Below are 25,269 nucleotides of genomic sequence, written 5' to 3'. Positions count from 1 at the left end.
GTCACTCCTCGCCGAGTCCCGCGGCCGAGACCTTCGCTGCGCCGCTGGTCGCGAGCTGCGCGTTGAGCAGCCGCAGGTCGAACAGGCCCTCGATCGAGCCCTCCTTCTGGGTCCCCGCCGCGACGCCGTTCTCGACCAGCGTCGAGAAGGTGTCGGCGTGCGGGTCGACCGAGAACGTCACGTGCTCGAGCGCGCGGGCGATCACGGCGTCGGCGAGCGGCTTACCCGTGTCGGCGGCGATCTGCGCGTTGACGACCGTGGCCACCTGCGTCGGGTTGTCGGAGATCCACTTCACCGATGCCTCGTGGCCGGCGAGCAGCTTCGAGACCGTCTCGGGGTGCTGGTCGAGGAAGTCCTGGCGCACGAGCAGCACCGTGGTGGGGAACTGCCCGTCGGGCCACTCGTCGGCCTCGTCGACGAGCACCTTCGCGCCCGCGTCGACCACCAGGCGCGACACCCACGGCTCGGGGAGCCACGCGCCGTCGAGCTGGCCGTCCTTGAACAGCTGGAACGTCTGAGCGTTCTCGGTCGGGGTGATCGTGACGTCGCCGCCGCCCGAGGTGTCGGTCTCGAAGCCCTGCTCCTTCAACCAGCCGCGCAGAGCCACGTCCTGCGTGTTGCCGAGCTGCGGGGTGGCGAGGGTCTTGCCCTTCAGGTCGGCAGCCGACGAGATCCCGTCGCGCACGACGAGGGCCGCGCCGCCCGTGGCGGCACCGGCGACGATGCGCGCCGACTCGCCCCGCGACTGGATGAAGGTGTTGATCGAGGGATTCGGCCCGATGTAGGTCGCGTCGATCGCGCCGGCGGACAGCGCCTCGATGGCGGCGGGGCCGGCGTTGAACACCTCGGTCGACAGCGTCGTGTCGCCGAGGGCGTCCTGCAGCAGGCCCTCCTGCAGGCCCACGAGGGCGGGTGCGTGGGTGACGTTGGCGAAGTAGCCGAGGCGGAGCTCGGTCGCCGGACCCTGGTCGGCGCTCTCGGCGGAGGCGGCGCCCGAGGCACAGCCCGTCATCATCGCCGCAATCAGTCCCAGGGTTGTGATCGCGGTCGCGGTGCGCAGTGTCTTCACGGTTCGCCTCCTTCGTAGGCAGTAGGTCGTGCGCCGGTCGGCGCGGTGGGGCCGCCGGTCGGCGGGCGGGTCGGCGTGCCGAACGGCGCGCGGTGGGACGTGAGCCGGTCAGCGCACGATTCCGGCGGCGAGAGTCGCGCCGTCGGAGGGATGGATGACGAGGAACGAACCCTCGTGGCGACTGTCGCGGTAGGGCTCCAGCGGCAGGTCTGCGGCCAGGCGCAGGCGCGCGCGACCGATGTCGTTCGTCTCGAGCCGGTCGGCCTCGACGTGGGTGAGGGCATCGAGGTCGTACCGGGAGTCGATGGATGCCACGATCGCCTGCACCGTGGCCGTGCCGTGCTTCACGAGCACGCGTGCGCCGGGGGTCAGGGGACGGGCGTCGAGCTGGAAGAGCTCGACCGCGGCCTCGCGGCGGGCGGGCGACAGGGTGCCCGCCGAGGCGATGACGGCGCCACGGGCGGCATCCACGTCGTCGGCGAGCTCGAGCGACACCGACTGCGGGGCTGCAGCGCTGTCGGCGGGGACGCCCGCGACCCGGATGCCGCGCACCACCGTCCGAACGCCCGAGCCCGACACCTCGACCTCGTCGCCCACGCGCACGGCACCGCGCGAGATGCGCCCGGCGACCGCGCGGTAGTCGCGCAGCGCCGTCGCGGTCTCGGGATCGGCTGCCAGCTCCGGCGACAGCCCGCCCTGCGGGCGGATGACCGACTGCACGGGCAGGCGCAGCGGCTCGGCGCCGCGAGCGGACTCGTCCGCCGACGGCAGGGTCTCGAGCAGCTCGAGCAGCGCCGGCCCGTCGTACCAGGGCGTGCGCACCGAGCGGTCGACGATGTTGTCGCCCTCGAGGGCCGAGACGGGCAGCACGTGCAGGTCGTCGATCTCGAGCTCGGTCGCAACGGCCCGCGCGTCGGCGGCCACAGAGGTGAACACGTCGGCCGAGAAGTCGACGAGATCGATCTTGTTGACCGCGATGATGACGTGCGGCACGCGAAGCAGCGCGACCACCGCGAGGTGGCGACGCGTCTGCTCGACGACGCCGGCGCGGGCGTCGACGAGCACCACGACGGCGTCGGCGGTGGTGGAGCCGGTGACCATGTTGCGCGTGTACTGCACGTGGCCGGGGCAGTCGGCGAGGATGAACGACCGCGTACCGGTGGCGAAGTAGCGGTAGGCGACGTCGATCGTGATGCCCTGCTCGCGCTCGGCGCGCAGGCCGTCGGTCAGCAGCGCGAAGTCGAACGCGCCGTGCGCGAAGCCCCGGTCGGCGGACGTCCGCGCGACCTGCTCGAGCTGGTCGGCGAGGATCGCCTTCGCATCGTGCAGCAGGCGCCCCACGAGCGTGGACTTGCCGTCGTCGACGGAGCCGGCGGTGGCGAAGCGGAAGAGTGTGGGCTCGGTCGTGGTGACCGGCGCCTCGAGGGTGTCGAGCGACATCAGAAGTACCCGTCCTTCTTGCGATCCTCCATGGCCGCCTCGCTGAGGCGGTCGTCGGCGCGGGTCGCCCCGCGCTCGGTGATGGTGGTGCGCGCGACCTCGGCGACGATGGATGCCAGGTCGACGGCATCCGATTCGACCGCTCCGGTGCAGCTCATGTCGCCGACCGTGCGGTAGCGGACGGTGCGCACCTCGGTGTTCTCGCCCTCGCGGGGAGGGGAGAACGGGCCGACCGGATGCCACATGTCACCGCGGCGGTACACCTCGCGCTCGTGCGCGAAGTACAGCGGCGGCAGGGCGATGTCCTCGCGCTCGATGTAGCGCCAGATGTCGAGCTCGGTCCAGTTCGAGATCGGGAACGCCCGCACGTGCTGCCCGGGGGTGTGGCGGCCGTTGTACAGGCTCCACAGCTCCGGCCGCTGATTGCGGGGGTCCCACTGCCCGAACTCGTCGCGCAGCGAGATGATGCGCTCCTTCGCCCGCGCCTTGTCCTCGTCGCGGCGCGCACCGCCGAAGACGGCGTCGTGACGGCCGGCGGCGATGGCATCGAGCAGCGGCAGGGTCTGCAGCGGGTTGCGGGTGCCGTCGGGGCGTTCCTGGAGGCGGCCGTCGTCGATGTAGTCCTGCACGCGGGCGACCTCGAGACGCAAGGCCAAGCGCTCGACCGTCTCGTCGCGGAAGCGCAGCACCTCGGGGAAGTTGTGGCCGGTGTCCACGTGCAGCACGGGGAAGGGCACGCGACCCGGCGCGAACGCCTTGGTCGCCAGGTGCAGCACCACGACGGAGTCCTTGCCGCCCGAGAACAGCAGCACGGGCCGCTCGAACTCGGCGACGACCTCGCGGATGACGTGGATCGCCTCGGCCTCGAGCAGGTCGAGGGTGGAGAGGGCAGTGGATGCCGTGGACACAGCGCTCATGTGTGCAACCCGCATTCGGTCTTGGACAGGCCCGCCCAGCGGCCGGACCGGGGATCTTCGCCCGGGGCGACCGGGCGCGTGCACGGCTCGCACCCGATGGAGGGGTAGCCGTGGGTGAGGAGGAGATTGACCGGCACCTTCTGGTCGTTGGCATAGCCGATCAGCTCGTCGAAGCTCCACGCCGCGACCGGGTTCACCTTGACGAGGCCGTTGCGCTCGTCCCAGGTGACCAACGGGGTGTTCGTGCGCGTGGGCGCCTCGTCGCGGCGGACGCCGGTGAACCACACCTCGTAGCCGCCGAGCGCCCCCTGCAGCGGATCGACCTTGCGGCGGGCGCAGCACAGCGCCGGGTCGCGCTCGTACAGGCGCGCACCGAACTCGGCATCCTGCTCTGCGACCGTCTGCTCAGGCAGCACGTCGACGACACGAACGTCGAGGGCGCGATCGACCTCGTCGCGCGTGTGGTGGGTCTCGCGGAAGTGGTAGCCGGTGTCGAGGAAGAGCACGTCGACGTTCGGCAGCTGCTCGGCGACGAGGTGCGGCAGCGCGGCATCCGCCATCGAGCACGCCACCGCGGCGGCCCCGGGCGCGAAGTGGCGCGCGACCCAGGCGATGACCTCGGCGGGGCTCGCCTCGTCGGCGGCGAGGCTGCGCAGCTCGGCGTTGCCCTGTTCGGCCAAGGCCTTCAGCTCGTCGTGGCTGCGGCGCGCGGTGACGCGCGGTGCGAGTGAAACGCTCACTGCAGGGCCTCCTCGTCGGCGCGGTGCGCCCACTGGGCGAAGGTCTCGTCGGCGGCGACATCGCGCTCGTCGAGGAAGCGGCGCACCACCCGGTCGACGTAGTCGGCGATGCCGTCGGCAGCGACCTTGAGCCCCCGGACGGTGCGGCCCAGGCCGGCTTCGTCGCGATCCTGCGAGGCGAGCCCGCCACCGAGGTGCACCTGGTAGCCGGGCACCTGCTCGCCGTCGATCGTGACGAGCTGACCCTTCAGGCCGATGTCGGCGGTCTGGATACGGGCGCACGAGTTGGGGCAGCCGTTGACGTGCAGCGAGATCGGGTGAGGTAGGTCGAAGGCCGCGAGACGCTCTTCGAGGTCGAGCACGGCGGCGGTGGCGTTGACCTTCGTCTCGACGATCGCGAGCTTGCAGAACTCGATGCCCGTGCACGCGATCGTGCCGCGGCGGATGAGGCTGGGCCGTGCCTGCAGGCCCAGCTCGTCGAGACCGGCGACGAGCGATTCGACCCGATCCTCGGCGATGTCGAGGATCACGACCTTCTGGTGCGGGGTCGTGCGCAGCCGGGTCGAACCGTGCTCCTCGATGAGGTCGGCGAGGCGGGCGAGCGTCGTGCCCGAGACGCGGCCGACGATGGGCGTCGCGCCGACGTAGAAGCGGCCGTCCTTCTGGCGGTGGATGCCGACGTGGTCGCCGGGGGCCGCGGGCTTGGGCAGCGCGGGACCGTCGGGCAGGGCGTAGCCGAGGTACTCGTCCTCCAGCACCCGGCGGAACTTCTCCGTGCCCCACTCGGCGAGCAGGAACTTCAGGCGCGCCTTGTTGCGCAGGCGCCGGTAGCCGTAGTCGCGGAAGATCTGCGCGACGCCGTGCCAGGCCTCGGCGACCCGCTCGGGGGCGACGAAGACGCCCAGGCGCTCGCCGAGGCGCGGGGTGGTCGACAGTCCGCCACCGACCCACAGGTCGTAGCCGATGCCGAGTTCGGGGTGCTCGACCGCGACGAACGCGACGTCGTTGATCTCATGCACCACGTCGTGGTTGGGGTGGCCGGTGATGGCCGACTTGAACTTGCGCGGAAGGTTCGACAGCGTCGGGTCGCCGATGAAGCGGCTGGTGATCTCGTCGATCTGCGGCGTCGGGTCGATGAGCTCCTCGGCGGAGATCCCCGCGACGGGCGAGCCGAGCACGACGCGCGGGACGTCGCCGCACGCCTCGGTGGTGCCCAGGCCGACAGCTTCGAGCCGGCGCCAGATCTCGGGCATCGATTCGACCTCGACCCAGTGCAGCTGCACGTTCTGGCGGTCGGTGAGGTCGGCGGTGTCGCGGCCGAACTCCTGCGAGATGCCGGCGATGACGCGCAGCTGCTCGGTGGTGAGCTGCCCGCCGTCGATGCGCACGCGCAGCATGAAGTACGCGTCTTCGAGCTCTTCGGGGGAGAGGGTCGCCGTGCGACCGCCGTCGATGCCCGGCTTGCGCTGGGTGTAGAGGCCCCACACGCGGAACCGGCCGTGCAGGTCGGTCGGGTCGATGGAGGCGAAGCCGCCCGCGGCGTAGATGTTCTCGATGCGTCCCCGCACGGCGAGGCCGTCGTCGACCTGCTTCCACTCCTCGTTGCCGTTGAGGGGCGTGGTGCCGTCGATCTTCCACTGCCCGTTGGGCTTGGTCGACGGTCGCGGCGGCCGGGTGGCGGCGCGCGGTGGGGTCTGGCTGGTGGTCACGATGTGGCTGTTCCTTCGCTGCGCCGGTGCGGCATACCGGCGGCATTTCCCCAGACGCTAGGGCGGGCTGCGGATGCCGGCCAAGGAGTGCGTCTCGGAGCGTCGCGAAGTGACACGGGGCGTCACGTACGGCCGCGGATGTTGCGCCGTCAGCCGGGACGCGGTAGCTCGCGGTCCGCGGCCACGGTCCCGCTCGGGGGCCGCGGTCGCGGACGGCGTCGGAATCGCCGGGTCATGCGGGAGTCCTCACTCCTGCGGCGCCGGCGGGGCGCCCGCCTCGCGGCCGCGCTGGTAGCCGGCGTCGAAGCCCCGCTCGAAGGCGCGCTCGTGACCGCGGTGACGCCCGTGGCGGGGACCGCCGTCGTGACCGTGCTCGCCCCCGCGGTGCTCGGGTGCCGGGTGGCAGCGCTCGTGCGTACCGCGACCCTGGCCGTGCGACGGCCGGCCGAAGCCGCGTGCGCCGTCGGCGTCGCGCTCGCCCGGACCGGTGTCGGAGCCGGGGCGCTCGGCGGGGTGCGCCGGACGGTGGGGGGCGGGGCCGGCGCCGCGCTCGCCCACGCGGAACCCGCGGTGCTCGTTCGGACCGAAGGCCCTGCGGGGGTCGGGGCCGAAGCCGTGTCGCCCGGCGCCGGGCATGACGCGGAAGCCTCCGCGAGGCCCCCGGCCGGTCATCTCGGCGTCGTCGACGTCGAGGGTCGAGGCGAGCGCGTCGAGGGCTGCGGTCAGGTTCGCGAGGTGCTCGGCCGGCACGTCGGCCAGCAGCGCCGCGCGCTCCGCATCCACGCCGTCGAGGAGGGCGCGGCCCTCATCGGTCAGCGACCAGCGGTCGCCCTCACGGTCGCCGGAGCGGGCGATCCAGCCCCGGTCGGCCAGGGCGGTGACGCGCTTGCCGCCGCGGGCGAGGCGATCGAGCACCCAGGGGGCGTCGATGCGTCCGTCGACGGCACTGAGCAGCAGAAGGGTCTTGGGATGGATGCCGCTGTCGTGCAGCTGCGCGAACAGACGGTGGTGCAGCGCGTGGCCGACCGTGGTGAGGCGATGCGCGAGGGCGCGGGGATCAGAGGGTGTGGGGGTGTTCATCGGGGGTCCTTTCGTCGGCGGACGATCCGCCAGTGCATGTCATGTGACAACGAATGTACTATGACATGCATTCCTGATGCTTGTCAAGCGACATGTAAAATCCCGGTATGCCCACCGATGCCGCCGACGAGATCGCCGCAGCCCTCGCGCGCCTGCGCGGCCGGCGCCCGCGTCCGCCGTTCCCGCCCGAGGCGCACCACCACCCGCACGGTGGTCACGGAGGTCCCTGGGGCCGCGGCGCGCCGCCTTGGGCCGACCCCGCGCACGGTCGCTTCGGAGGGCCCGCGCGCCTGCGCATGCTCGACGCCCTCGTGGCGGCATCCGGATCGTTGTCCGTCGGCGAGATCGCCGACGCCGTGGGGGTCGATCAACCCCGCGCCTCGCGCCTCGTGCAGCAGTCGGTCGAGCTGGGTCTCGTCGCGCGCGAGCCCGACCCCGACGACGCGCGCCGCACCCGCGTGCGGCTGACGCCCGAGGGGCAGGGGCTCGTATCCGGCTTCCGCGGACGCCGACGCGATGCCGTTCGCTCCGCCCTGGAGTCCTTCAGCGACGACGAGCGGGCCGAGTTCGCGCGCCTGCTGGCGAAGTTCGCCGACGCCTGGCCCCGCGACTGAGCCGCCGGCATCCCGACGCGGGCGTCAGCGGATGACGGCGCTCTTCACCTTCACGGGCAGCATCAGCAGCAGGCCCGCCGCGAGGATCAGCACGATGCCCAGGATGCCGAGACGCGTGTCGCCCGTCACCCCGACGAACAGCGCGAACAGGCCCGGCGCGAGGAACGACACCGCGCGTCCGGTCGTGGCGTAGAGGCCGAAGATCTCGCCCTCGCGGCCCTCGGGAGCGACCCGGGCGAGGAACGAGCGACTGGCCGACTGCACGGGGCCGACGAAGGCGCCGAGGCCCAGGCCCACGATCCAGAAGCCGGTCTGCGACGTGCCGATGAACAGCATGACGGTGCCGAGGACGATGAGGCCGGCGAGGGATGCCAGGATCACCCGCTTCGGCCCGAACCGGTCGTCGAGGCGACCGGCGACGAAGGTGCTGATGCCGGCGACGAGGTTCGCGGCGACGGCGAAGTAGAGCACCTCCGTGGAGCTGAAGCCGAACACCTGCGCCGCGATGATCGCCCCGAAGGTGAAGACCCCCGCCAGACCGTCGCGGAAGAGGGCGCTGGCGGCCAGGAACAGCAGCACCTGGCGGCTGTCGCGCCAGAGGGCGCGCAGCGTCCCCCACAGCACGACGTAGGAGCGGAGGAAGCCGACCCGCACCTGGCGGTCCTGCGCGGGGATCTCCGGCACGCGCAGCAGCACCGGGATCGCGAACACCGCGTACCAGAGGGCGGAGGCCAGGATGGCGAGGCGGATGTTCAGCCCGCCCTCCTCGCTGACGGCGAGCAGGCCCCCGGCATCCGGATCCCCGAAGCTCTGGATGAAGAGCACCAGCAGCAGGAGCAGCAGCACGATGCCGCCGACGTATCCCATGCCCCAGCCGAAGCCCGAGACGCGACCGATGTTCTCGCGGGTGGAGACCTGCGTGAGCATGGCGTAGTAGTTGACGCTGGCGAACTCGAAGAAGACGTTGCCGATCGCGAGCAGGGTCGCACCGAGGACGAGGTAGGCCGGGGTGCCCTCGACGAAGAACATCGCCGCCATCGCGAGTACGACCACACCGGTGTTCACACCCAGCCAGAGCTTGCGCCGGCCCGTCCCGTCGGAGCGCTGCCCGAGCACGGGAGCCACGAGCGCGACGACGATGCCCGCGACCATCAGGGCGACGCCGACGGCGCTGGCGTTGTCGGCGAGCGCCCGCACGAGGGCGGGGTCGTCGGCGTTCCCGTTCGCGGCGGCGCGGACGGCCGGGTCGACGAAGAGCGAGCTCGCCAGGTAGGTGCTGAAGACGAAGGTCGTCACGACCGCGTTGAACGCGGCCGAGCCCCAGTCCCACAGTGCCCAGGCCAGTACGGGCCGACGGGCGGATTCGGGGGGCGAAGCGGGCCCGGGAGACGGCATGTCGGTCACGCTAGGACCCTTCGGTGAACACCCGGTGATGCCCGGGATCTCGCGTCGCCGGCGTCGCCGGGCGCGTTCAGGTTATCCCCACGCCCGCGCGGCGGCGCGGAGCGGACTACCGTGGAGTCATGGCATCCGAATCCCCCGTCGACTCCGCTGAGGCGGAGACCGCTCCCGCGCAGCTCACCTTCTCCGACCTGGGACTGGATGCCAACGTGCTCAAGGCCCTCAAAGACGTCGGCTACGAGACCCCCTCCGCCATCCAGGCGGCCACGATCCCCGTGCTCCTGCAGGGCCGCGACGTCGTCGGCCTCGCCCAGACCGGAACCGGCAAGACCGCCGCCTTCGCGCTGCCGATCCTGTCGCAGATGGAGACCGGTCACAAGAATCCGCAGGCGCTCGTGCTCGCCCCCACCCGCGAACTCGCGCTGCAGGTGTGCGAGGCGTTCGAGAAGTACGCCGCTCACATCAAGGGCGTCTCCGTGCTGCCCGTCTACGGCGGCCAGGGCTACGGCCAGCAGCTGTCGGCCCTCCGCCGCGGTGTCGACGTGATCGTCGGCACCCCCGGTCGCATCATGGACCACCTCGACAAGGGCACCCTCGACCTGAGCGAGCTGAAGTTCCTCGTGCTCGACGAGGCCGACGAGATGCTCAAGATGGGCTTCGCCGAAGACGTCGAGACGATCCTCGCCGACACCCCCTCGACCAAGCAGGTCGCGCTCTTCTCGGCCACCATGCCGGCGCAGATCCGTCGCATCTCGGCGCAGTACCTCAACGAGCCCGAAGAGATCACGGTCAAGACCAAGACCACGACCTCGGCGAGCATCACCCAGCGGTACCTGATCGTGTCGTACCAGCAGAAGATCGACGCCCTCACCCGCATCCTCGAGGTCGAGAACTTCGAGGGCATGATCGTCTTCACCCGCACGAAGAACGAGACCGAGACGGTCGCCGAGAAGCTCCGCGCCCGCGGGTACACCGCGGCGGCCATCAACGGCGACATCGCGCAGGTGCAGCGCGAGCGCACGGTCAACCAGCTGAAGAGCGGCAAGCTCGACATCCTCGTCGCCACCGACGTCGCCGCACGCGGCCTCGACGTCGAGCGGATCAGCCACGTCGTCAACTACGACCTCCCCATCGACACCGAGTCGTACGTGCACCGCATCGGCCGCACGGGCCGCGCCGGCCGCACGGGCGACGCGATCAGCTTCGTCACCCCGCGCGAGCGCCGCATGCTCACCGCGATCGAGAAGGCGACGCGCCAGCCGCTGACCGAGATGTCGCTGCCGAGCGTCGACGACGTCAACGCCACGCGTCTCACCCGCTTCGACGACGCCATCACCACCGCCCTCGAAGACACCGCCGCGATCGCGACGTTCCGCGACGTCGTCGCCCACTACGTCGAGCACCACGACGTGCCCGAGGCCGATGTGGCCGCGGCCCTCGCCGTCGTCGCCCAGGGCGACACCCCGCTGCTGCTCGAAGAAGAGACGCTGCGCCAGCAGCGCTTCGACAACGACCGTCCCCCGCGCGACGGCGGCTCGCGCGACGGCGGCTTCCGCGACGGCGGGTCGCGAGAGGGCGGTCCGCGCCGCGACACCTCGGGCCGCTTCTCGACCTACCGCATCGCCGTGGGCCGTCGCCAGCGCGTCGAGCCGCGCCAGATCGTCGGGGCCCTGGCCAACGAGGGTGGTCTGCGTCGCAACGACTTCGGTGCGATCCAGATCCGTCAGGACTTCTCGTTGGTCGAGCTCCCCGCCGACCTGTCGAACGACACGATCAACCGCCTCGCCGACACCCGCATCTCGGGCCAGCTCATCGACCTGCGCCTCGACCAGGGCGGCCGTTCCGCGAAGCGCAGCGATCGTCCCCAGCGCCGCGACCGCGACCGTGACTGACACCCGGCCCGCATAGGTATCCCCACGCCTCGCGGTCACCACGGCGCCGGGTCGCCGGCATCCACTCGACGCCCCCGTCGCCTTCCAGGCTGCGGGGGCGACGTGCGCCGCGCCGGGGGTCTGTTTTGGGCTTTAGCTGCGCGGCGGTTGGTGTGTGCGTGTCCCACTTTGTGCGGGTGGGGGTGCCCTGGGCTGCGCGTTTTGGGACATGGTTCGCATCCGGTGGGACATTGGGGGCGTTGGGTGCCACCTGTCCGGGCGGTTGGCGGGTGCATGTCCCACTTTGTGCGGGTGGAAGTTCCTTGTTCTGCACGTTTTGGGACATGATTCGCGTCCGGTGGGACATAGGTGCGTGGAGTGCAACCTGTCCGGGCGGTTGGCGGGTGCATGTCCCACTTTGTGCGGGCGGGGCTGTCTGGGGCTGCACATTCTGGGACATGGTCCACGCGAAGTGGGACAGGAGGGCTCCGGATGCCATCCACCCTGCGCGGCGGAGCGGTGGGCGCTCGCGCGAGGACCGGCGTCCCGAAGTTGAGCCAATTCATATCAAGTCGCCTTGACCTCTCCGGAGGGCCACGGTAACCTTGAGTCATCGCGGCTCAACCCGCGACGCAGACTTCGCACCAACCTCGAGCCGCGGCATCCGTCCGGCTCACAAGCAAGGAGACACATATGCCCCGTGCAGTGGGAATCGACCTCGGTACGACCAACTCCGTCGTGAGCGTGCTCGAGGGTGGCGAGCCCAAGGTCATCGCCAACGCCGAGGGTTTCCGTACGACCCCCTCGGTCGTCGCCTACACGAAGGACGGCGAGGTGCTCGTCGGCGAGACCGCCAAGCGCCAGGCCGTCACGAACGTCGACCGCACCATCTCCAGCGTCAAGCGCCACATGGGCACCACCTGGGGCTTCGACGTCGACGGCAAGAAGTGGACGCCGCAGGAGATCTCGGCCCGCATCCTGCAGAAGCTCAAGCGCGACGCCGAGGAGTACCTCGGTGACAGCGTGGCCGACGCCGTCATCACGGTCCCGGCGTACTTCAACGACGCCGAGCGTCAGGCCACGAAGGAGGCCGGTGAGATCGCGGGCCTGAACGTCCTGCGCATCATCAACGAGCCGACCGCCGCCGCACTGGCGTACGGCCTCGACAAGGGCAAGGAAGACGAGCTCATCCTGGTCTTCGACCTCGGTGGCGGAACGTTCGACGTGTCGCTGCTCGAGGTGGGCAAGGACGATGACTTCTCCACCATCCAGGTGCGCGCCACCTCCGGCGACAACCGCCTCGGTGGCGACGACTGGGACCAGCGCGTCGTCGAGTACCTCATCAAGCAGTTCAAGGACACCACCGGTGTCGACGTCTCGGGCGACAAGATCGCCCTGCAGCGTCTGAAGGAAGCGGCCGAGCAGGCGAAGAAGGAGCTGTCGTCGTCCACGTCGACGAGCATCAACCTCCCCTACCTGTCGCTGACCGACTCTGGCCCCGTGTCGCTGAGCGAGACCCTCACGCGCGCCAAGTTCGAGGACCTGACGAAGGACCTCCTCGACCGCACGCGCAAGCCCTTCTCCGACGTCATCCGCGAGGCCGGCGTCAAGGTCGACGACATCGCCCACGTGGTGCTCGTCGGCGGCTCGACCCGCATGCCCGCGGTCGCCGAGCTGGTGAAGAAGGAGACGGGTAAGGATGCCAACAAGGGCGTGAACCCCGACGAGGTCGTGGCCGTGGGCGCAGCCCTGCAGGCCGGCGTCCTCAAGGGCGAGCGCAAGGACGTCCTGCTCATCGACGTCACCCCCCTGAGCCTCGGTATCGAGACCAAGGGCGGCATCATGACCAAGCTCATCGAGCGCAACACGGCCATCCCGACCAAGCGCAGCGAGACCTTCACCACCGCCGACGACAACCAGCCGTCGGTCGCGATCCAGGTCTTCCAGGGCGAGCGCGAGTTCACCCGCGACAACAAGCCGCTCGGCACCTTCGAGCTCACCGGCATCGCCCCGGCCCCCCGTGGCATCCCGCAGGTGGAGGTCACCTTCGACATCGACGCGAACGGCATCGTGCACGTCTCGGCGAAGGACAAGGGCACCGGCAAGGAGCAGTCGATGACCATCACGGGCGGCTCGTCGCTGCCCAAGGAGGACATCGAGCGCATGGTGCGCGAGGCCGAAGAGAACGCCGCCGAAGACAAGAAGCGCCGCGAGTCCGCCGAGACGCGCAACCAGGCCGAGACCCTGTCGTACTCGATCGACAAGCTCATCAAAGAGAACGACGACAAGCTCCCCGCCGAGGTCAAGACCGAGGTCCAGGGCGACGTCGACGCTCTCAAGACGGCTCTCGCCGGTGACGACGACGACGCGGTCAAGACCGCGTTCGACAAGCTGAACGCCAGCCAGGGCAAGCTCGGCGAGGCCATCTACGCCTCGTCGCAGGCCGCGGGTCAGCCCGCCGACCCGAACGTCGGCCAGCCCGGCAACGGTGAGACGCCGAACCCCGAGGAAGACGTCATCGACGCCGAGGTCGTCGAAGACGACAAGCCCGAAGAAGAGAAGAAGTAAGCAGAGGACATGGCACACAAGGACGACGAACAGCCCACGGGCTCGGGCGCCGGTCCTGACGAGACGACGGGGCCGGAGGAGAACACCTCCGGCCCCGCGCCGTCGGGCGAGCAGTCCGAGACGCAGGACGTGGATGCCGAGGGCCTGACCATCGACGACATCCTCGGCGCCGAGCAGACGCCCGAAGCGGCCGCAGAGGGAGCGGGCTCCGACAAGGAGGCCTCGCTGCTGATCGACCTCAAGCGCCTCCAGGCCGAGTACGCCAACTATCGTCGGCGCACCGAGGAGCAGCGCGAGCGCGAGATCGAGCGCGCGAAGGGCGAGGCCGTGAAGGGCCTGCTGCCCGTCATGGACGACCTCGATCGCGCCGCGAAGCACGGCGACCTCGTCGAAGGCAGCCCCCTCGCCGCCATCGGCGACAAGGTGCGCGCCGTGGCCGAGCGTCTCGGCGTGGTGTCGTACGGCGCCGTCGGCGACGTGTTCGACCCGCAGCAGCACGAGGCGATCTTCCAGGCACCGACCCCCGGTGTGACCGAGACGACGATCCTCGAGGTCGTCGAGGTCGGCTACCGCCTCGGTTCGGTCGAACTGCGACCGGCGAAGGTCGTCGTCGCCGTGCCGGCCTGAGAGGAGCACCAATGGCGAGTCAGGACTGGTTCGACAAGGACTTCTACAAGGTCCTCGGTGTCGACAAGGGCGTCAGCGCGGCCGATCTGAAGAAGACGTACCGCAAGCTCGCGCGTCAGTACCACCCCGACTCGAACCCGGGAGACGCGAAGGCCGAAGCGAAGTTCAAGGAGATCAGCGAGGCCTACTCGGTGCTCAACGACCCCGAGCAGCGCGAGGAGTACGACCAGATCCGGGCCATGGGCTCGGGGGCGCGCTTCTCGGCTCCGGGGACGGGCGGCGGCGGGGGCTTCGACGACGTCTTCAGCCGGTTCGGTCAGGGCCGGGGGCAGCAGCAGCCCGGCTTCGAGGACATCTTCTCGATGTTCGATCAGCAGGGCGGCGGCTTCGGCTCCGGTCGGTTCGGTCAGACGACCGGCGGATTCCGGGGCTTCGGCGGCCCGCAGCGCGGGGCCGATGTCACCGCGCGGACGACGATCGACTTCGTCACGGCGGCGAAGGGCGAGACCATCACCCTCCAGGGCGAAGACAACGTGCCCTTCAAGGTCAAGATCCCGGCCGGCGTCTCCGATGGCCAGAAGATCCGTCTCCGCGGCCGTGGCCGCCGGTCACCCGACGGCGGCGAGAGCGGCGACATCGTGGTGACCGTCGCGGTGCGCCCGCACCCCGTGTTCACCCGTGACGGCCTCAACCTGCGGGTCACCGTGCCGGTGACCTTCACCGAAGCCGCCCTCGGTGCGACCATCGAGGTCCCCACCCTCGGGGGAGACCCCGTGCGGCTGCGCGTCGCGCCGGGCACCCCGTCGGGGCGCGTCCTGCGCGTCAAGGGCCGCGGGATCGAATCGACCAAGGGCTCCGGCGATCTGCTCGCCGAGGTGCAGGTCGCGGTGCCCGCTCACCTCGACGACGCCGCCCGTGAGGCCCTCGAGCGGTTCCAGGCGCTCCAGCCGAAAGAGAACCCGCGCGCCGACCTGATGTCCAAAGCGCGGTAGAACTGCAAGACGGAGGTCTCCCGGCATCCGTGATCACAGGATGCCGGGGACCCGCCGGAGCGATGGAGAGGAGAGACCGTGTCCGAGAGGGAGATCGACGAAGACGCCCCCATCTTCGCCATCGCCGCCGCGGCGGAGCTGTCGAACATGCACCCGCAGACGCTGCGGCAGTACGACCGGCTCGGTCTCGTGGTGCCCGCACGCACCCAGGGCGGATCGCGGAGATACTCGAGCCGCCACGTGCAGCAGCTGCGCGAGGTCGCCCGGCTGTCGGGTGAGGGCATGAGCCTCCCCGCCATCGCCCGCCTGCTCACCCTCGAGCAGCAGGTGCACGACCTCGCCCGTCGCGTGAACGACCTCGAGCGTCAGCTCACCGCCGAACGCCAGTCGCGGCCGGGCGCGCGCGTCTTCGCTGCCGGAGCCACGGGCTCGGTCGTGACCCTGCGTCACGGGGCACGCGTGCGCCGCGCCACCGACATCGTGCTCTGGCGTCCGCGCGACATCCACGGCGACTGATCCGTTCGCGGATCCCGGATGCCACGAGCCCGGTGGCCTCGACGCACCCGGTCACCTGGACCGCGGATATCTGCGGCGTCGGCCTCGCCCGGCGTGAGGCACAGGTCCCTCAGGTCTGCCGAAGAGACCGTCGTCGACAGGGTCAGGCCGGGTCGAGCCGCAAGACGGTTGGTGACTCGCCGACCCGCAGGTCGTCGGCCACGCGGATCGTGCGGGCCACGGCATCCACGGCTCCGATGACCGTTCCGAACCGCTCCCGATCGGCGCACACCGCCGTCACCGTCACGAAGTGCGAGCCCGTGTCCCACGTGTAGGTGGCGAACGGCGGCGTGCGCGCGTCGCTCGGGAGCGGCATCGCGAGTTTCTCGCCCACCCCGAGGAAGGGGTTGGGGAACGACTCCGTGTCGTCGTACTCCATCGGCATCATCGCCCGCGCGGTGCGCGCCTGCGGAGTGGCCTCCTGCAGCTGCGCCATGACGACGAGCAGCTCGGGGTCGCTCTTCCACACCCACACGAGCACGCGACCGGCGGCGCGCCGCATCAACAGAGGGGCGGCTTGGCTGAGGATCCACGCGAACGCACCGCCGCCGGGCTTGGGAGCCGCGCCGGCGGCCTGATTCGCCTGGCTGAGCAGCATGCCGATCGCCGCCTTCCGGTGACGACGCCCGCGGAAACCGAGAGAACCGGTCACGGGCACCCAGAGGTCGGCGGGTGCGTCGGCCTGCAGTCGAGACATGGGTTCAGCCTACGATCCGCACCCTGTGAAGCGGAGGCCGGAAGCCCGCGTTCGCGACGAGAGAACGCTCCCACCGCTGAGGGGGTCGCCGGTGTCGGAGGTTGGTGCCAGGCTGTACTCCGCGGCCACCGCGACCGCATCGACCTGTTCTGGAGGTGCCGTGCTCGGCAAGATCCTCATCCGCTACCTCTCCCGGTATCGGTGGTTGCTCCTCGCGCTGCTGGTTTTCCAGTTCGTGGCGGCCATGGCGTCGCTCTACCTCCCGCGGCTGAACGCCGACATCATCGACCAGGGCGTCGCGCGTGGCGACACGGCCTTCATCTGGTCGCAGGGGTCGATGATGCTGGCCATCTCGCTCGGTCAGATCACCGCATCCGTCATCGCCACCTATTTCGCTGCCCGCGCCGCGATGGCCGCAGGCCGCGACATCCGTCGCGACATCTTCGAGAAGGTCAGCGGCTTCTCCGAGCGCGAACTGTCGCAGTTCGGAGCCGGGTCGCTCATCACCCGCAACACCAACGACGTGCAGCAGGTGCAGATGCTGGCGATGATGGGCGCGACCATGCTCGTCAGCGCCCCCCTGCTGGCGATCGGCGGCGTCTTCATGGCGCTGCAGCAAGACGTCGGCCTCAGCTGGTTGATCGCCGTCTCGGTGCCCACACTCCTGATAGCGGCGGGCCTCATCATCGCGCGCATGGTGCCCCTGTTCCGCAGCTACCAGTCGAAGCTCGACGCGGTGAACCGCATCATGCGCGAGCAGCTCACGGGCGTACGCGTCGTGCGGGCGTTCGTCCGCGAGCGCATCGAAGAAGAGCGGTTCCGCGGGGCGAACACCGACATCATGATCGTCGGACGCAGGGTCGGGTCGCTCTTCGTGCTGTTGTTCCCGCTGGCCATGCTCGTGCTGAACGTGACCGTCGTCGGCGTGATCTGGTTCGGCGGCATCCAGGTCGATCAGGGCGGCGTGCAGATCGGCACGCTGTTCGCCTTCATGCAGTACGTGGCGCAGATCCTCATGGGCGTGCTCATGGCGAGCTTCATGACGGTGATGATCCCCCGTGCGGCCGTCTCCGCCGAACGCATCGGCGAGGTGCTCGACAGCCAGTCCACCCTCGAGCGCCCCGCGAACCCGGTGAGCGTGTTCCCCGAGCGCGGAGCCGTCGAGTTCGACGAGGTGTCCTTCGCCTACCCGGGCGCCGAGTCCGCTGTGGTGTCGGGCATCAGTTTCGCCGCCCGTCCCGGTGAGACCGTCGCCATCGTCGGCTCCACCGGCGCGGGGAAGACCACCCTCGTCTCCCTCATCCCGCGGCTGTTCGACGTCACCGCGGGCGCCGTCCGCGTCGGCGGCGTCGACGTGCGCGAGGCCGACCTCGACGGGCTCTGGAAGAGCATCGGGCTCGTACCGCAGCGGCCTTTCCTCTTCAGCGGCACGGTGGCATCCAACCTCCGCTTCGGTCGAGAGGACGCCACCGACGATGAGCTGTGGAAGGCCCTCGAGATCGCGCAAGGGCGTGACTTCGTCGAGGCGATGGAGGGGGGCCTCGACGGACGCATCGCCCAGGGCGGCACGAACGTCTCGGGTGGTCAGCGTCAGCGCCTCGCCATCGCGCGGGCGATCGTGCACCGTCCGGCGGTGCTCGTGTTCGACGACTCCTTCTCGGCACTCGACCTCAGTACCGACGCGCGGCTCCGGCAGGCGCTCTGGCAAGAACTGCCCGAGGTGACCAAGATCGTCGTCGCGCAACGCGTGTCGACCATCACAGGAGCCGATCGCATCGTCGTCCTCGAAGAGGGGCGTCTGGCGGGTGTCGGCAGTCATGAGGAGCTGCTGCAGACCAGCAGCACCTACCGCGAGATCGTCGAGTCGCAGCTGGGGGTCGAGGCGTGAGCACCACGGATGCACTGACCGAAGAAGAGCGCGCCGAACTCGAGCTGGCGGAGCAGGCCCGGCTGAACTCGGGCGACTGGGACAGCGTGGCGCCCGGCAAGGCGTCGAATTTCGGCCCGAGCTTCCGGAGACTGATCGGCCTGCTGCGTCCGTACGCCGGGGCCTTCACGTTCGTCTCCGTGCTCGGCGCCCTGGGGGTCGTGCTCGCCGTGCTCGCGCCCCGCGTGCTCGGCGACGCCACGAACATCATCTTCGAGGGCGTGGTCTCGAAGGGGCTGGCCGAGCAGTTCCCCGCCGGCACCTCTCAGGCCGACGTCGTCGAAGCCCTCCGCGCGGCGGGTCAGGGCGACATCGCCAACGTCGTCGGCGCGATGGGCAACTTCTCCGTCGGCGCGGGTGTCGACTTCGACGCCCTGCGCATGGTGGTCGTCGCGGTGCTCGCGATCTACGTCGGTTCGTCGCTGCTGTCGTGGATCCAGGGCTACGTCATCAACGTCATCATGGTGCGCACGATGTGGCGCCTGCGCGAAGAGGTGGAGGCGAAGGTCAACCGCCTGCCGCTGTCGTACTTCGACAAGGTGCAGCGCGGCGAGCTGATCTCGCGCGTCACCAACGACATCGACAACATCACCCAGACGATGCAGCAGTCGCTGTCGAGCGCGCTGACGTCGGTCCTCACCGTCGTGGGTGTGCTGATCATGATGTTCACGATCTCGTGGCAGCTCGCTCTCGTCGCCCTCGTCTCGCTCCCGCTCATGGCCGTCATCTTCGGCGTCATCGGGCCGAAGTCGCAGAAGGCGTTCGGCGAGCAGTGGAAGAAGGTCGGCCGCCTCAACGCCCGCGTCGAGGAGTCGTTCTCCGGTCACGCCCTCGTCAAGGTGTACGGACGCGAGAAAGACGCCCGAGAGAAGTTCGAGGTCGAGAACGAGGAGCTCTACGAAGCGAGCTTCCGCGCCCAGTTCCTCTCCGGCATGATCATGCCGGGCATGATGTTCGTCGGAAACCTGACCTACGTCGGCATCGCCGTGCTGGGTGGTCTCATGGTGGCGGGCGGTCAGCTCCGCCTCGGCGACGTGCAGGCCTTCATCCAGTACTCGCAGCAGTTCACCCAGCCGCTCTCGCAACTGGGCGGCATGGCCGCGGTGGTGCAGTCGGGCACCGCCTCCGCAGAGCGCGTGTTCGCACTGCTCGACGCCGACGAGCAGGAGCCCGATGCCGAGAACGCCCCCGATCACGTCGACGGTCGCGGGGTGATCGCGTTCGAGAACGTGCGCTTCGCGTACACGCCCGATCGGCCCCTCATCACCGATCTGTCCTTCCGCGTCGAGCCCGGCCAGACGGTCGCGATCGTCGGACCGACCGGAGCGGGCAAGACGACGCTGGTCAACCTCATCATGCGGTTCTACGAACTCGACGGCGGTCGCATCCTGCTCGACGGGCAGGACATCGCCGACCTCCGTCGCGACGACGTCCGCGCACGCACCGGGATGGTGCTGCAAGACCCGTGGCTGTTCGCCGGCACGATCCGCGACAACATCCGTTACGGCCGCGAGAGCGCGACCGATGACGAGATCGTCGAGGCGGCCGTCGCCACGCGCGTCGACCAGTTCGTTCACTCGCTCCCCGACGGGTACGACACCGTGCTCGACGAGGACGCCGCCAACGTCTCGGCGGGCGAGAAGCAGCTGATCACCATCGCGCGGGCGTTCGTCGCCCGACCGTCGGTGCTCATCCTCGACGAGGCGACCTCGTCGGTCGACACCCGCACCGAGCTCCTGCTCCAGCAGGCGATGGCCGCGCTCCGTGAGGGGCGCACGTCCTTCGTCATCGCTCACCGGCTGTCGACCATCCGCGACGCCGATCTCATCCTCGTGATGGAGCACGGCGACATCGTCGAGAAGGGCACGCACGACGAGCTCATCGCGCGCGAGGGCGCCTACTACCGCCTCTACCGCTCGCAGTTCGAGCAGGCCGCGGCCGACCTCGACACCTCGGAGCAGGGTGCGAACCCGGCCGCGCGCCCACAGCAGGCACCGGCGACCGACGACGCCGAGGTGGTCTCGGCGTTCGCCGCCGCGGCATCCGACGTGGCCGCCCCCGCCGGTACCGACGGGCCGCCGCGTCCCGGGCACGGCGCGCCCGTTCCCGACCGTCGTCTCGACGGAAACGCCTAGCGTCGACGTCCCCGCATCACGCCGCGAAGCCCGCTCGGTCATACTCCGGGCGGGCTTCTCGGCGACGTGCCCGGCGCTCGTGGCCACCATGTGCAGCGTGCTCTCGTCGGCAATCGACGCCCGCGGGACACCGGCCGCCCGCGGTTCGGGGCGCGAGCCGCCCATTGGGGCGACCATTCCCCGCCCCGAAGGGCGAGACGCGCCCCGAACCCGTGGGACGGCCCTCTCCGACCACGCGCCGTCCCCGGCACCTGTGGAGCCCCCCCCCCGGGGAGGAAAAGCCGCTCGGGTACAGTGGACGAGCGCATGACCCGCACCGTGCGACCCGTCCGCCGCATAGATAGGCCTCACCACCTGTGACCAGTTCTGCGACGCCCGCCGATCATCTCGCGCCCGGCGCTCCGGTGCATCCCACACCCTCATCGCCCATCTCGGTGGAACCCGCATCCACTCAGGCCGACGACGTCGAAGACCGCCCACTGACGGTCCTCATAGGAGCCGACACGTTCCTGCCACACGTCAACGGAGCCGCCCGCTTCGCCGAACGCCTCGCCGCCGGGCTCGTCTCTCGAGGACACGACGTGCACGTGGCCGCGCCCAGCATCGGCCGCGGTCACGCCGGTACTGCGACCGAGGTCATCGAGGGGCAGCCGATGACGCTGCATCGGCTTCCGTCGCACCGCTTCCTTCCGCACGATTGGCTCACGTTCGTGTGGCCCTGGCGAGCGAAGCACTACGCGCGACTCATGCTCGATCAGATCCGGCCTGACGTCGTGCACATCCAGTCGCACATCATCATCGGCCGAGGCCTCGTTCGCGAGGCGCGCAAGCGCGGCATCCCGGTGATCGCCACCAACCACGTCATGCCCGAGAACATCCTCGACTTCACGACGCTCCCCGACTTCCTCGACCGCCTCATGCTCAAGCTGGCGTGGGCGGATGCCAAGCGCACCTTCGGCATGACCCGCGCCGTCACGACGCCCACGCGCCGGGCCGCCGATTTCCTGCAATCGACGATCGGCATCGAGGGCGTTGTACCGATCTCCTGCGGTATCGACCGCTCGAACTACACGCCCGACCTCGGGCCGCGCGACGCGAACCGCATCCTGTTCGTCGGGCGCCTCACCACCGAGAAGGGCATCAACGTCGTCCTGCGCGCGATGACCATGCTCGATCCCGCCCTCGACGTGACCTTCGACATCGTCGGTGAGGGCGACCAGCGCCGCAACCTCGAGCAGCTCGCCGCGCAGCTCGGGCTCGCGCGCCGCGTGGTCTTCCACGGACACACGTCCGAAGAAGACCTGCGTGCGCTCTACTCGCGCGCGTCGGTCTTCGCCATCGCCTCGATCGCGGAACTCCAGTCGATCGCGACGATGGAGGCCATGGCATCCGGTCTCCCGATCGTCGCCGCGAATGCGGTCGCTCTCCCTCACCTCGTGCACGATGGCGAGAACGGCTACTTGTTCGAGCCTGGAAACGCCGAAGAGCTCGCCGCCCGGTTGACCGACGTGCTCGCGGCCGACCCCGACGAACGTCGGCGGATGCAGCAGGCGTCGCTCGACGGGGTGATCGTGCACGACATCACCCGCACGCTCGACACGTTCGAGGCGCTCTACCGCGGTCGACCGCTGCCGGCGTAGTCGCGTGCACGTCGTGATGTTCGCCGACCAGCACCTCGAGTCCCTCGGTGGTGCGCAGGTCTCGATGCGGCTGCAGAAGCGGTTCCTCGAGCGCGCGGGTCACGTCGTGACCGTGGTGGCGCCCCGGCTGCACCGCGACGCTCCCCACGACCCGGGCTATCTCGATCTGCCCTCCCTCGCGATCACCCCCGACCGCGAGTACGCGCTCACCTGGCCCGGCGCCCGCACCGACCGTTTCGTGGATGCCGAGATGGGCGCGCGCCTGCCGGCCGACGTCGTGCATGTGCAGGCGGATTTCTGGGGCGCGTTCATCGGACACCGCTACGCGGCACGGCACGGCCTGCCGGTCGTTCACACGATGCACAACCGCGTCGACGTCGGGATCGAGGCGACCGCGCCGTTCCCCCGGGTCGTGCTGAGGGCGCTGAACGCCTGGGCGCGGCGGGCTCTGCGGGGGACGACCGCCGCTCGGCGCGATCCTCGCGGTTACGCCTCACCGGCGGGGCAGTCCGAGCCGCCTCCGCTCCGAGCGCGCGGTGCCTCGACCGCCCGCGCGTCGACGGACGCCGAGAGCGCGGGCGCAGAACCACCCTCTGCAGCAGACGGCTGGGCCTACCTCCGCCGTCTCGCGCGGTTGTCGCGCGCGGTCACCGCCCCCTCCGGTCACTTCGCCCGTCGCCTCGAGCGGCACGGGGTCTCCGAGGCGGTCGACGTCATCTGGAACGGCATCGACGACGACGTCCTCGACGCCGCCCTTGCCGACGGCCACGTCGAGCGTCGCCCGGGCCGCCCCCGCTTCGTCTGGCTCGGCCGCATGAGCCCCGAGAAGCGCCTGCTGCCCTTCCTCGAGGCGGTCGCGGTGTCGGGGATCGACGCCGAGGTCGAGATCATCGGCGGTGGTGCGCAGCTGCGCGCCGCACGGCGCGCGGTGGAGCGGCTCGCGCCCGCGGCATCCATCGTCTTCTCGGGCCGGCTGCCCTACGCCGAAACGCTCCGGCGACTCGCCGACGCCGACGCCGTGGTGCAGACCTCGATCGGTTTCGAGACGCAGGGCATGACCGTCTTCGAGGCCGCGTCGCTCGGCACCCCCGCCGTGATCAGCGACCCCGACATCGCGGCCGAGCTGGGCTCGGGAACGTGGACCGTTCCGGATGCCACGGTGTCGGCCCTCGCCGAAACCCTCCGCCACGCGGCTCACGACATCGCCGCGGGGTCGGCCGTGCGCCCCGACCCCTCGATCGCCGAGCGGTTCCGGCAGTCGTCCCGCACCGCCGCGATGATCGCCGTGTACGAGCGGGCAGTGTCGGCCGGTCGCTGACCGGCGCAGCGTGCCTGCGGTCGGGCCGGTCGGGAGGCGGGTCGGCGGTGACGGGTTCTCGCAGAACGGCGCCTTCCTCGCAGATTTCGTGCGGGAACCTGCGAGCAAGGCGCGAGTCTGCGAGCAGAGTCCCGCGTGACGGGGGGCGACAGCCCCGCGTCAGCGGGTGCGCGAGAGCCGCGCGTCAGCGGGTCTCGGCCGGTAGCTGACCCCGCGTAGCCGCCGTGGAGCGGGAGGGCGCCAGCTGCCGGTCGCTGACCGGTGCATCGTGCCGCGGAGCGTGGGAGCGTGAGCGTCCCGCTCAGTCCGCCGCGACGATGCGAAGCGGCGTTGTCGTCGGCGACACCGAAGCAGGGGTGACGTACACGGTCGGCCGAGCGGCTTCGACCGCCGGCGCCGCCGCGGGCAGGCTCGACCGCGATCGGGTCGTCGCCCGCGATTCGGGGGCGACGCGCGAGGGGTCGGTAGGGATGCGGGCGTAACCGTCGGTGCGGACGAGCCACACGGTCCCGACGACGCCGACGAGGGACAGGATGCCGAGTGCGATGAGGTAAGCCATGGCAGAAAAGCTACGGGTAGAGGAATGGTGCCCACGAGTGGCATGATGGACGTCAATCGATACATTTCTGCCACATCGGAGGTTCCGCATGCGCTCGGTCGCCGTCGTCATCCAGCCGGGCTTCGCCCCGTTCGAGTTCGGCCTCGCCTGCGAAGCCTTCGGCCTCGACCGCAGCGACGACGGCATTCCGAACTTCGACTTCCGCATCGTCGCGCCCGATCCCGGGGTCGTCCCCTCGAACATCGGCTTCTCGGTCAACGTCGAGCTCGGTCTCGAGGCGGCAGGCGACGCCGACATCCTCGTGCTCGCACCCATCCCCCGCGAGCAGTGGGGCACCGTCGATCCGCGCGTGATCGAGCTGGTCCGCGCCGCGCACGCGCGGGGAGCGTGGCTGTTGAGTGTGTGCAGCGGGTCGTTCGTGATCGCGGCATCCGGGGTGCTCGACGGAAAGCGCGCGACGACGCACTGGCGGTACGCCGACGTCATGGCGCGGATGTACCCGGCGATAGAGGTCGATCCCGACGTGCTGTACGTGCAGTCGGGCAACATCATCACGAGTGCGGGAACGGCCGCCGGACTCGACGCGTGCCTCCACCTGCTGCGCCAGGAGCTCGGCTCCGAGCTCACCAACCGCATCGCCCGGCGTATGGTCGTCGCGCCGCAGCGCGACGGCGGGCAGGCGCAGTTCATCGCCTCGCCGATCCCGATCGACTCGTCGCTGTCGCTCGCTCCGGTGACCGAGTGGATGCTCCAGAACCTGGATGCCGAGCTCTCGGTCGACCGGTTGGCAGCGCGTGCGCACATGTCTCCGCGGACCTTCGCCCGGCGGTTCAAAGCGGATCTGGGCGCGACCCCGGCGGCCTGGCTCGCCCGCCAGCGCCTGCTCCACGCGCAGCGACTTCTCGAAGAGACCGACCTCGGGCTCGACCGGATCGCGTCGGAGTGCGGCTTCGGCTCGGCGGCGGTGCTCCGGCAGAACTTCGCCCGGGTGATGGGCCTGACCCCCACCGCGTATCGCGCGCGGTTCTCCTGCGCGGGTGACGACGCTGCGGCATCCCCCGCTGCCTCCCCGGAGGTTCCGGTGGCGGTGTCCACGACGGCGTTCGCTGCGCGGGCCGCTGCTGCCGCGGAGCCGGTCCCTGCCTAATGGTCCTGCCGCGAGTGGGGTGCCGAGATCACGTGATCACGCCGACGTCACACCGCAGGATGTGTGATCTCGTCCAGATCGCGTGAACTCGGCGCCTGCGCGGCACTCCCTGCGCGCACGGCGCACACAGGGTGTGCGAGCGCGACGCGCGGGCTTGGCGGCCGGGCTCCGCGCTCCCCGCGTCGGCGGTGCCCGAGATCACGTGATCACGCCGAGATCACACCGCAAAGCGGGTGATCTCGTCCACGGCGCGTGATCTCGAG

The 25,269-nt window shown here is 70.4% G+C and carries 20 protein-coding genes; 11 read left to right on the top strand and 9 right to left on the bottom strand.

The window, feature by feature from the left end; genetic code table 11:
- Position 1 precedes the first annotated feature (1 nt).
- The 6 genes from QRO03_RS05360 to QRO03_RS05335 all read right to left on the bottom strand — a co-directional run bounded on the left by QRO03_RS05360 (position 2) and on the right by QRO03_RS05335 (position 6,955).
- Positions 2-1,069, bottom strand: a complete 1,068-nt coding sequence (locus tag QRO03_RS05360) for an ABC transporter substrate-binding protein (RefSeq protein ID WP_502883005.1) — start codon at positions 1,067-1,069, stop codon at positions 2-4.
- 108 nt (positions 1,070-1,177) lie between these two features.
- A complete protein-coding gene (locus tag QRO03_RS05355) occupies positions 1,178-2,509 on the bottom strand; it encodes a sulfate adenylyltransferase subunit 1 (RefSeq protein ID WP_285136497.1) in 1,332 nt (443 codons plus the stop codon).
- A complete protein-coding gene (cysD, locus tag QRO03_RS05350) occupies positions 2,509-3,426 on the bottom strand; it encodes a sulfate adenylyltransferase subunit CysD (protein WP_285136496.1) in 918 nt (305 codons plus the stop codon). Before cysD ends, QRO03_RS05355 begins: the two co-directional genes overlap by 1 nt.
- On the bottom strand, positions 3,423-4,166 hold the full coding sequence (locus QRO03_RS05345) for a phosphoadenylyl-sulfate reductase (RefSeq protein ID WP_285136495.1): 744 nt from the start codon (positions 4,164-4,166) through the stop codon (positions 3,423-3,425). The genes cysD and QRO03_RS05345 overlap by 4 nt, the downstream gene beginning before the upstream one ends.
- Complete coding sequence (locus tag QRO03_RS05340) at positions 4,163-5,878, bottom strand: nitrite/sulfite reductase (protein ID WP_502883013.1); 1,716 nt, start codon at positions 5,876-5,878, stop codon at positions 4,163-4,165. The genes QRO03_RS05345 and QRO03_RS05340 overlap by 4 nt, the downstream gene beginning before the upstream one ends.
- Positions 5,879-6,121: 243 nt before the next feature.
- Entirely contained in the window at positions 6,122-6,955 is an 834-nt protein-coding gene (locus QRO03_RS05335) for a hypothetical protein (protein WP_285136493.1), read from the bottom strand.
- Between the two features lie 107 nt (positions 6,956-7,062).
- Between QRO03_RS05335 and QRO03_RS05330 the strand changes: the two genes are divergently transcribed.
- Entirely contained in the window at positions 7,063-7,569 is a 507-nt protein-coding gene (locus QRO03_RS05330) for a MarR family winged helix-turn-helix transcriptional regulator (protein ID WP_285136492.1), read from the top strand.
- A gap of 24 nt (positions 7,570-7,593) precedes the next feature.
- Here the strand turns inward: QRO03_RS05330 and QRO03_RS05325 are convergent, their stop codons facing one another.
- Positions 7,594-8,964: an MFS transporter gene (locus tag QRO03_RS05325; protein ID WP_285136905.1), complete on the bottom strand. Its 1,371-nt coding sequence runs from the start codon at positions 8,962-8,964 to the stop codon at positions 7,594-7,596.
- A 128-nt stretch (positions 8,965-9,092) separates the two neighbouring features.
- Here QRO03_RS05325 and QRO03_RS05320 point away from each other — a divergent pair, with 128 nt between their 5' ends.
- The 5 genes from QRO03_RS05320 (at position 9,093) to QRO03_RS05300 (ending at position 15,544) form a co-directional block, all read left to right on the top strand.
- A complete protein-coding gene (locus QRO03_RS05320; RefSeq protein ID WP_285136491.1) occupies positions 9,093-10,862 on the top strand; it encodes a DEAD/DEAH box helicase in 1,770 nt (589 codons plus the stop codon).
- 672 nt (positions 10,863-11,534) lie between these two features.
- Positions 11,535-13,409, top strand: a complete 1,875-nt coding sequence (gene dnaK, locus QRO03_RS05315) for a molecular chaperone DnaK (protein ID WP_285136490.1) — start codon at positions 11,535-11,537, stop codon at positions 13,407-13,409.
- A 9-nt stretch (positions 13,410-13,418) separates the two neighbouring features.
- Positions 13,419-14,036: a nucleotide exchange factor GrpE gene (locus tag QRO03_RS05310; RefSeq protein ID WP_285136489.1), complete on the top strand. Its 618-nt coding sequence runs from the start codon at positions 13,419-13,421 to the stop codon at positions 14,034-14,036.
- 11 nt (positions 14,037-14,047) lie between these two features.
- Positions 14,048-15,028 carry a DnaJ C-terminal domain-containing protein gene (locus tag QRO03_RS05305; protein ID WP_285136488.1) on the top strand — a complete coding sequence of 327 codons (981 nt, stop codon included), beginning with the start codon at positions 14,048-14,050 and terminating at the stop codon, positions 15,026-15,028.
- A 78-nt stretch (positions 15,029-15,106) separates the two neighbouring features.
- On the top strand, positions 15,107-15,544 hold the full coding sequence (locus tag QRO03_RS05300; RefSeq protein ID WP_285136487.1) for a heat shock protein transcriptional repressor HspR: 438 nt from the start codon (positions 15,107-15,109) through the stop codon (positions 15,542-15,544).
- Positions 15,545-15,686: 142 nt separating this feature from the next.
- Here the strand turns inward: QRO03_RS05300 and QRO03_RS05295 are convergent, their stop codons facing one another.
- Positions 15,687-16,280 carry a hypothetical protein gene (locus tag QRO03_RS05295; RefSeq protein WP_285136486.1) on the bottom strand — a complete coding sequence of 198 codons (594 nt, stop codon included), beginning with the start codon at positions 16,278-16,280 and terminating at the stop codon, positions 15,687-15,689.
- A 160-nt stretch (positions 16,281-16,440) separates the two neighbouring features.
- Between QRO03_RS05295 and QRO03_RS05290 the strand changes: the two genes are divergently transcribed.
- The 4 genes from QRO03_RS05290 (at position 16,441) to QRO03_RS05275 (ending at position 23,300) form a co-directional block, all read left to right on the top strand.
- Complete coding sequence (locus tag QRO03_RS05290) at positions 16,441-18,168, top strand: ABC transporter ATP-binding protein (RefSeq protein WP_285136485.1); 1,728 nt, start codon at positions 16,441-16,443, stop codon at positions 18,166-18,168.
- Positions 18,165-20,342, top strand: a complete 2,178-nt coding sequence (locus tag QRO03_RS05285) for an ABC transporter ATP-binding protein (protein ID WP_285136484.1) — start codon at positions 18,165-18,167, stop codon at positions 20,340-20,342. Before QRO03_RS05290 ends, QRO03_RS05285 begins: the two co-directional genes overlap by 4 nt.
- Positions 20,343-20,776: 434 nt before the next feature.
- Positions 20,777-21,982 carry a glycosyltransferase gene (locus QRO03_RS05280; protein ID WP_285136904.1) on the top strand — a complete coding sequence of 402 codons (1,206 nt, stop codon included), beginning with the start codon at positions 20,777-20,779 and terminating at the stop codon, positions 21,980-21,982.
- 4 nt (positions 21,983-21,986) lie between these two features.
- Complete coding sequence (locus tag QRO03_RS05275; RefSeq protein WP_285136483.1) at positions 21,987-23,300, top strand: glycosyltransferase; 1,314 nt, start codon at positions 21,987-21,989, stop codon at positions 23,298-23,300.
- A gap of 301 nt (positions 23,301-23,601) precedes the next feature.
- Here QRO03_RS05275 and QRO03_RS05270 read toward each other — a convergent pair whose 3' ends face one another.
- Entirely contained in the window at positions 23,602-23,859 is a 258-nt protein-coding gene (locus QRO03_RS05270; protein ID WP_285136482.1) for a hypothetical protein, read from the bottom strand.
- Between the two features lie 88 nt (positions 23,860-23,947).
- Here QRO03_RS05270 and QRO03_RS05265 point away from each other — a divergent pair, with 88 nt between their 5' ends.
- Complete coding sequence (locus QRO03_RS05265) at positions 23,948-25,006, top strand: GlxA family transcriptional regulator (RefSeq protein WP_285136481.1); 1,059 nt, start codon at positions 23,948-23,950, stop codon at positions 25,004-25,006.
- The last annotated feature ends 263 nt before the right edge of the window (positions 25,007-25,269 follow it).

Origin of the sequence: Microbacterium sp. lyk4-40-TSB-66, from assembly GCF_030209475.1 — a bacterium.
GTDB lineage: Bacteria > Actinomycetota > Actinomycetes > Actinomycetales > Microbacteriaceae > Microbacterium.
The sequence above is the reverse complement of the archived record's forward strand: the minus strand, read 5'-3'. Positions and strand labels throughout refer to the sequence as shown.

What these genes read in the sequence shown, in the direction of transcription:
- QRO03_RS05355 (WP_285136497.1), bottom strand. Translation starts at nt 2,509, where the DNA reads ATGTCGCTCGACACCCTCGAGGCGCCGGTCACCACGACCGAGCCCACA.
- QRO03_RS05335 (WP_285136493.1), bottom strand. Translation starts at nt 6,955, where the DNA reads ATGAACACCCCCACACCCTCTGATCCCCGCGCCCTCGCGCATCGCCTC.
- QRO03_RS05270 (WP_285136482.1), bottom strand. Translation starts at nt 23,859, where the DNA reads ATGGCTTACCTCATCGCACTCGGCATCCTGTCCCTCGTCGGCGTCGTC.
- QRO03_RS05325 (WP_285136905.1), bottom strand. Translation starts at nt 8,964, where the DNA reads ATGCCGTCTCCCGGGCCCGCTTCGCCCCCCGAATCCGCCCGTCGGCCC.
- QRO03_RS05265 (WP_285136481.1), top strand. Translation starts at nt 23,948, where the DNA reads ATGCGCTCGGTCGCCGTCGTCATCCAGCCGGGCTTCGCCCCGTTCGAG.
- QRO03_RS05295 (WP_285136486.1), bottom strand. Translation starts at nt 16,280, where the DNA reads ATGTCTCGACTGCAGGCCGACGCACCCGCCGACCTCTGGGTGCCCGTG.
- QRO03_RS05310 (WP_285136489.1), top strand. Translation starts at nt 13,419, where the DNA reads ATGGCACACAAGGACGACGAACAGCCCACGGGCTCGGGCGCCGGTCCT.
- cysD (WP_285136496.1), bottom strand. Translation starts at nt 3,426, where the DNA reads ATGAGCGCTGTGTCCACGGCATCCACTGCCCTCTCCACCCTCGACCTG.
- dnaK (WP_285136490.1), top strand. Translation starts at nt 11,535, where the DNA reads ATGCCCCGTGCAGTGGGAATCGACCTCGGTACGACCAACTCCGTCGTG.
- QRO03_RS05330 (WP_285136492.1), top strand. Translation starts at nt 7,063, where the DNA reads ATGCCCACCGATGCCGCCGACGAGATCGCCGCAGCCCTCGCGCGCCTG.
- QRO03_RS05320 (WP_285136491.1), top strand. Translation starts at nt 9,093, where the DNA reads ATGGCATCCGAATCCCCCGTCGACTCCGCTGAGGCGGAGACCGCTCCC.
- QRO03_RS05305 (WP_285136488.1), top strand. Translation starts at nt 14,048, where the DNA reads ATGGCGAGTCAGGACTGGTTCGACAAGGACTTCTACAAGGTCCTCGGT.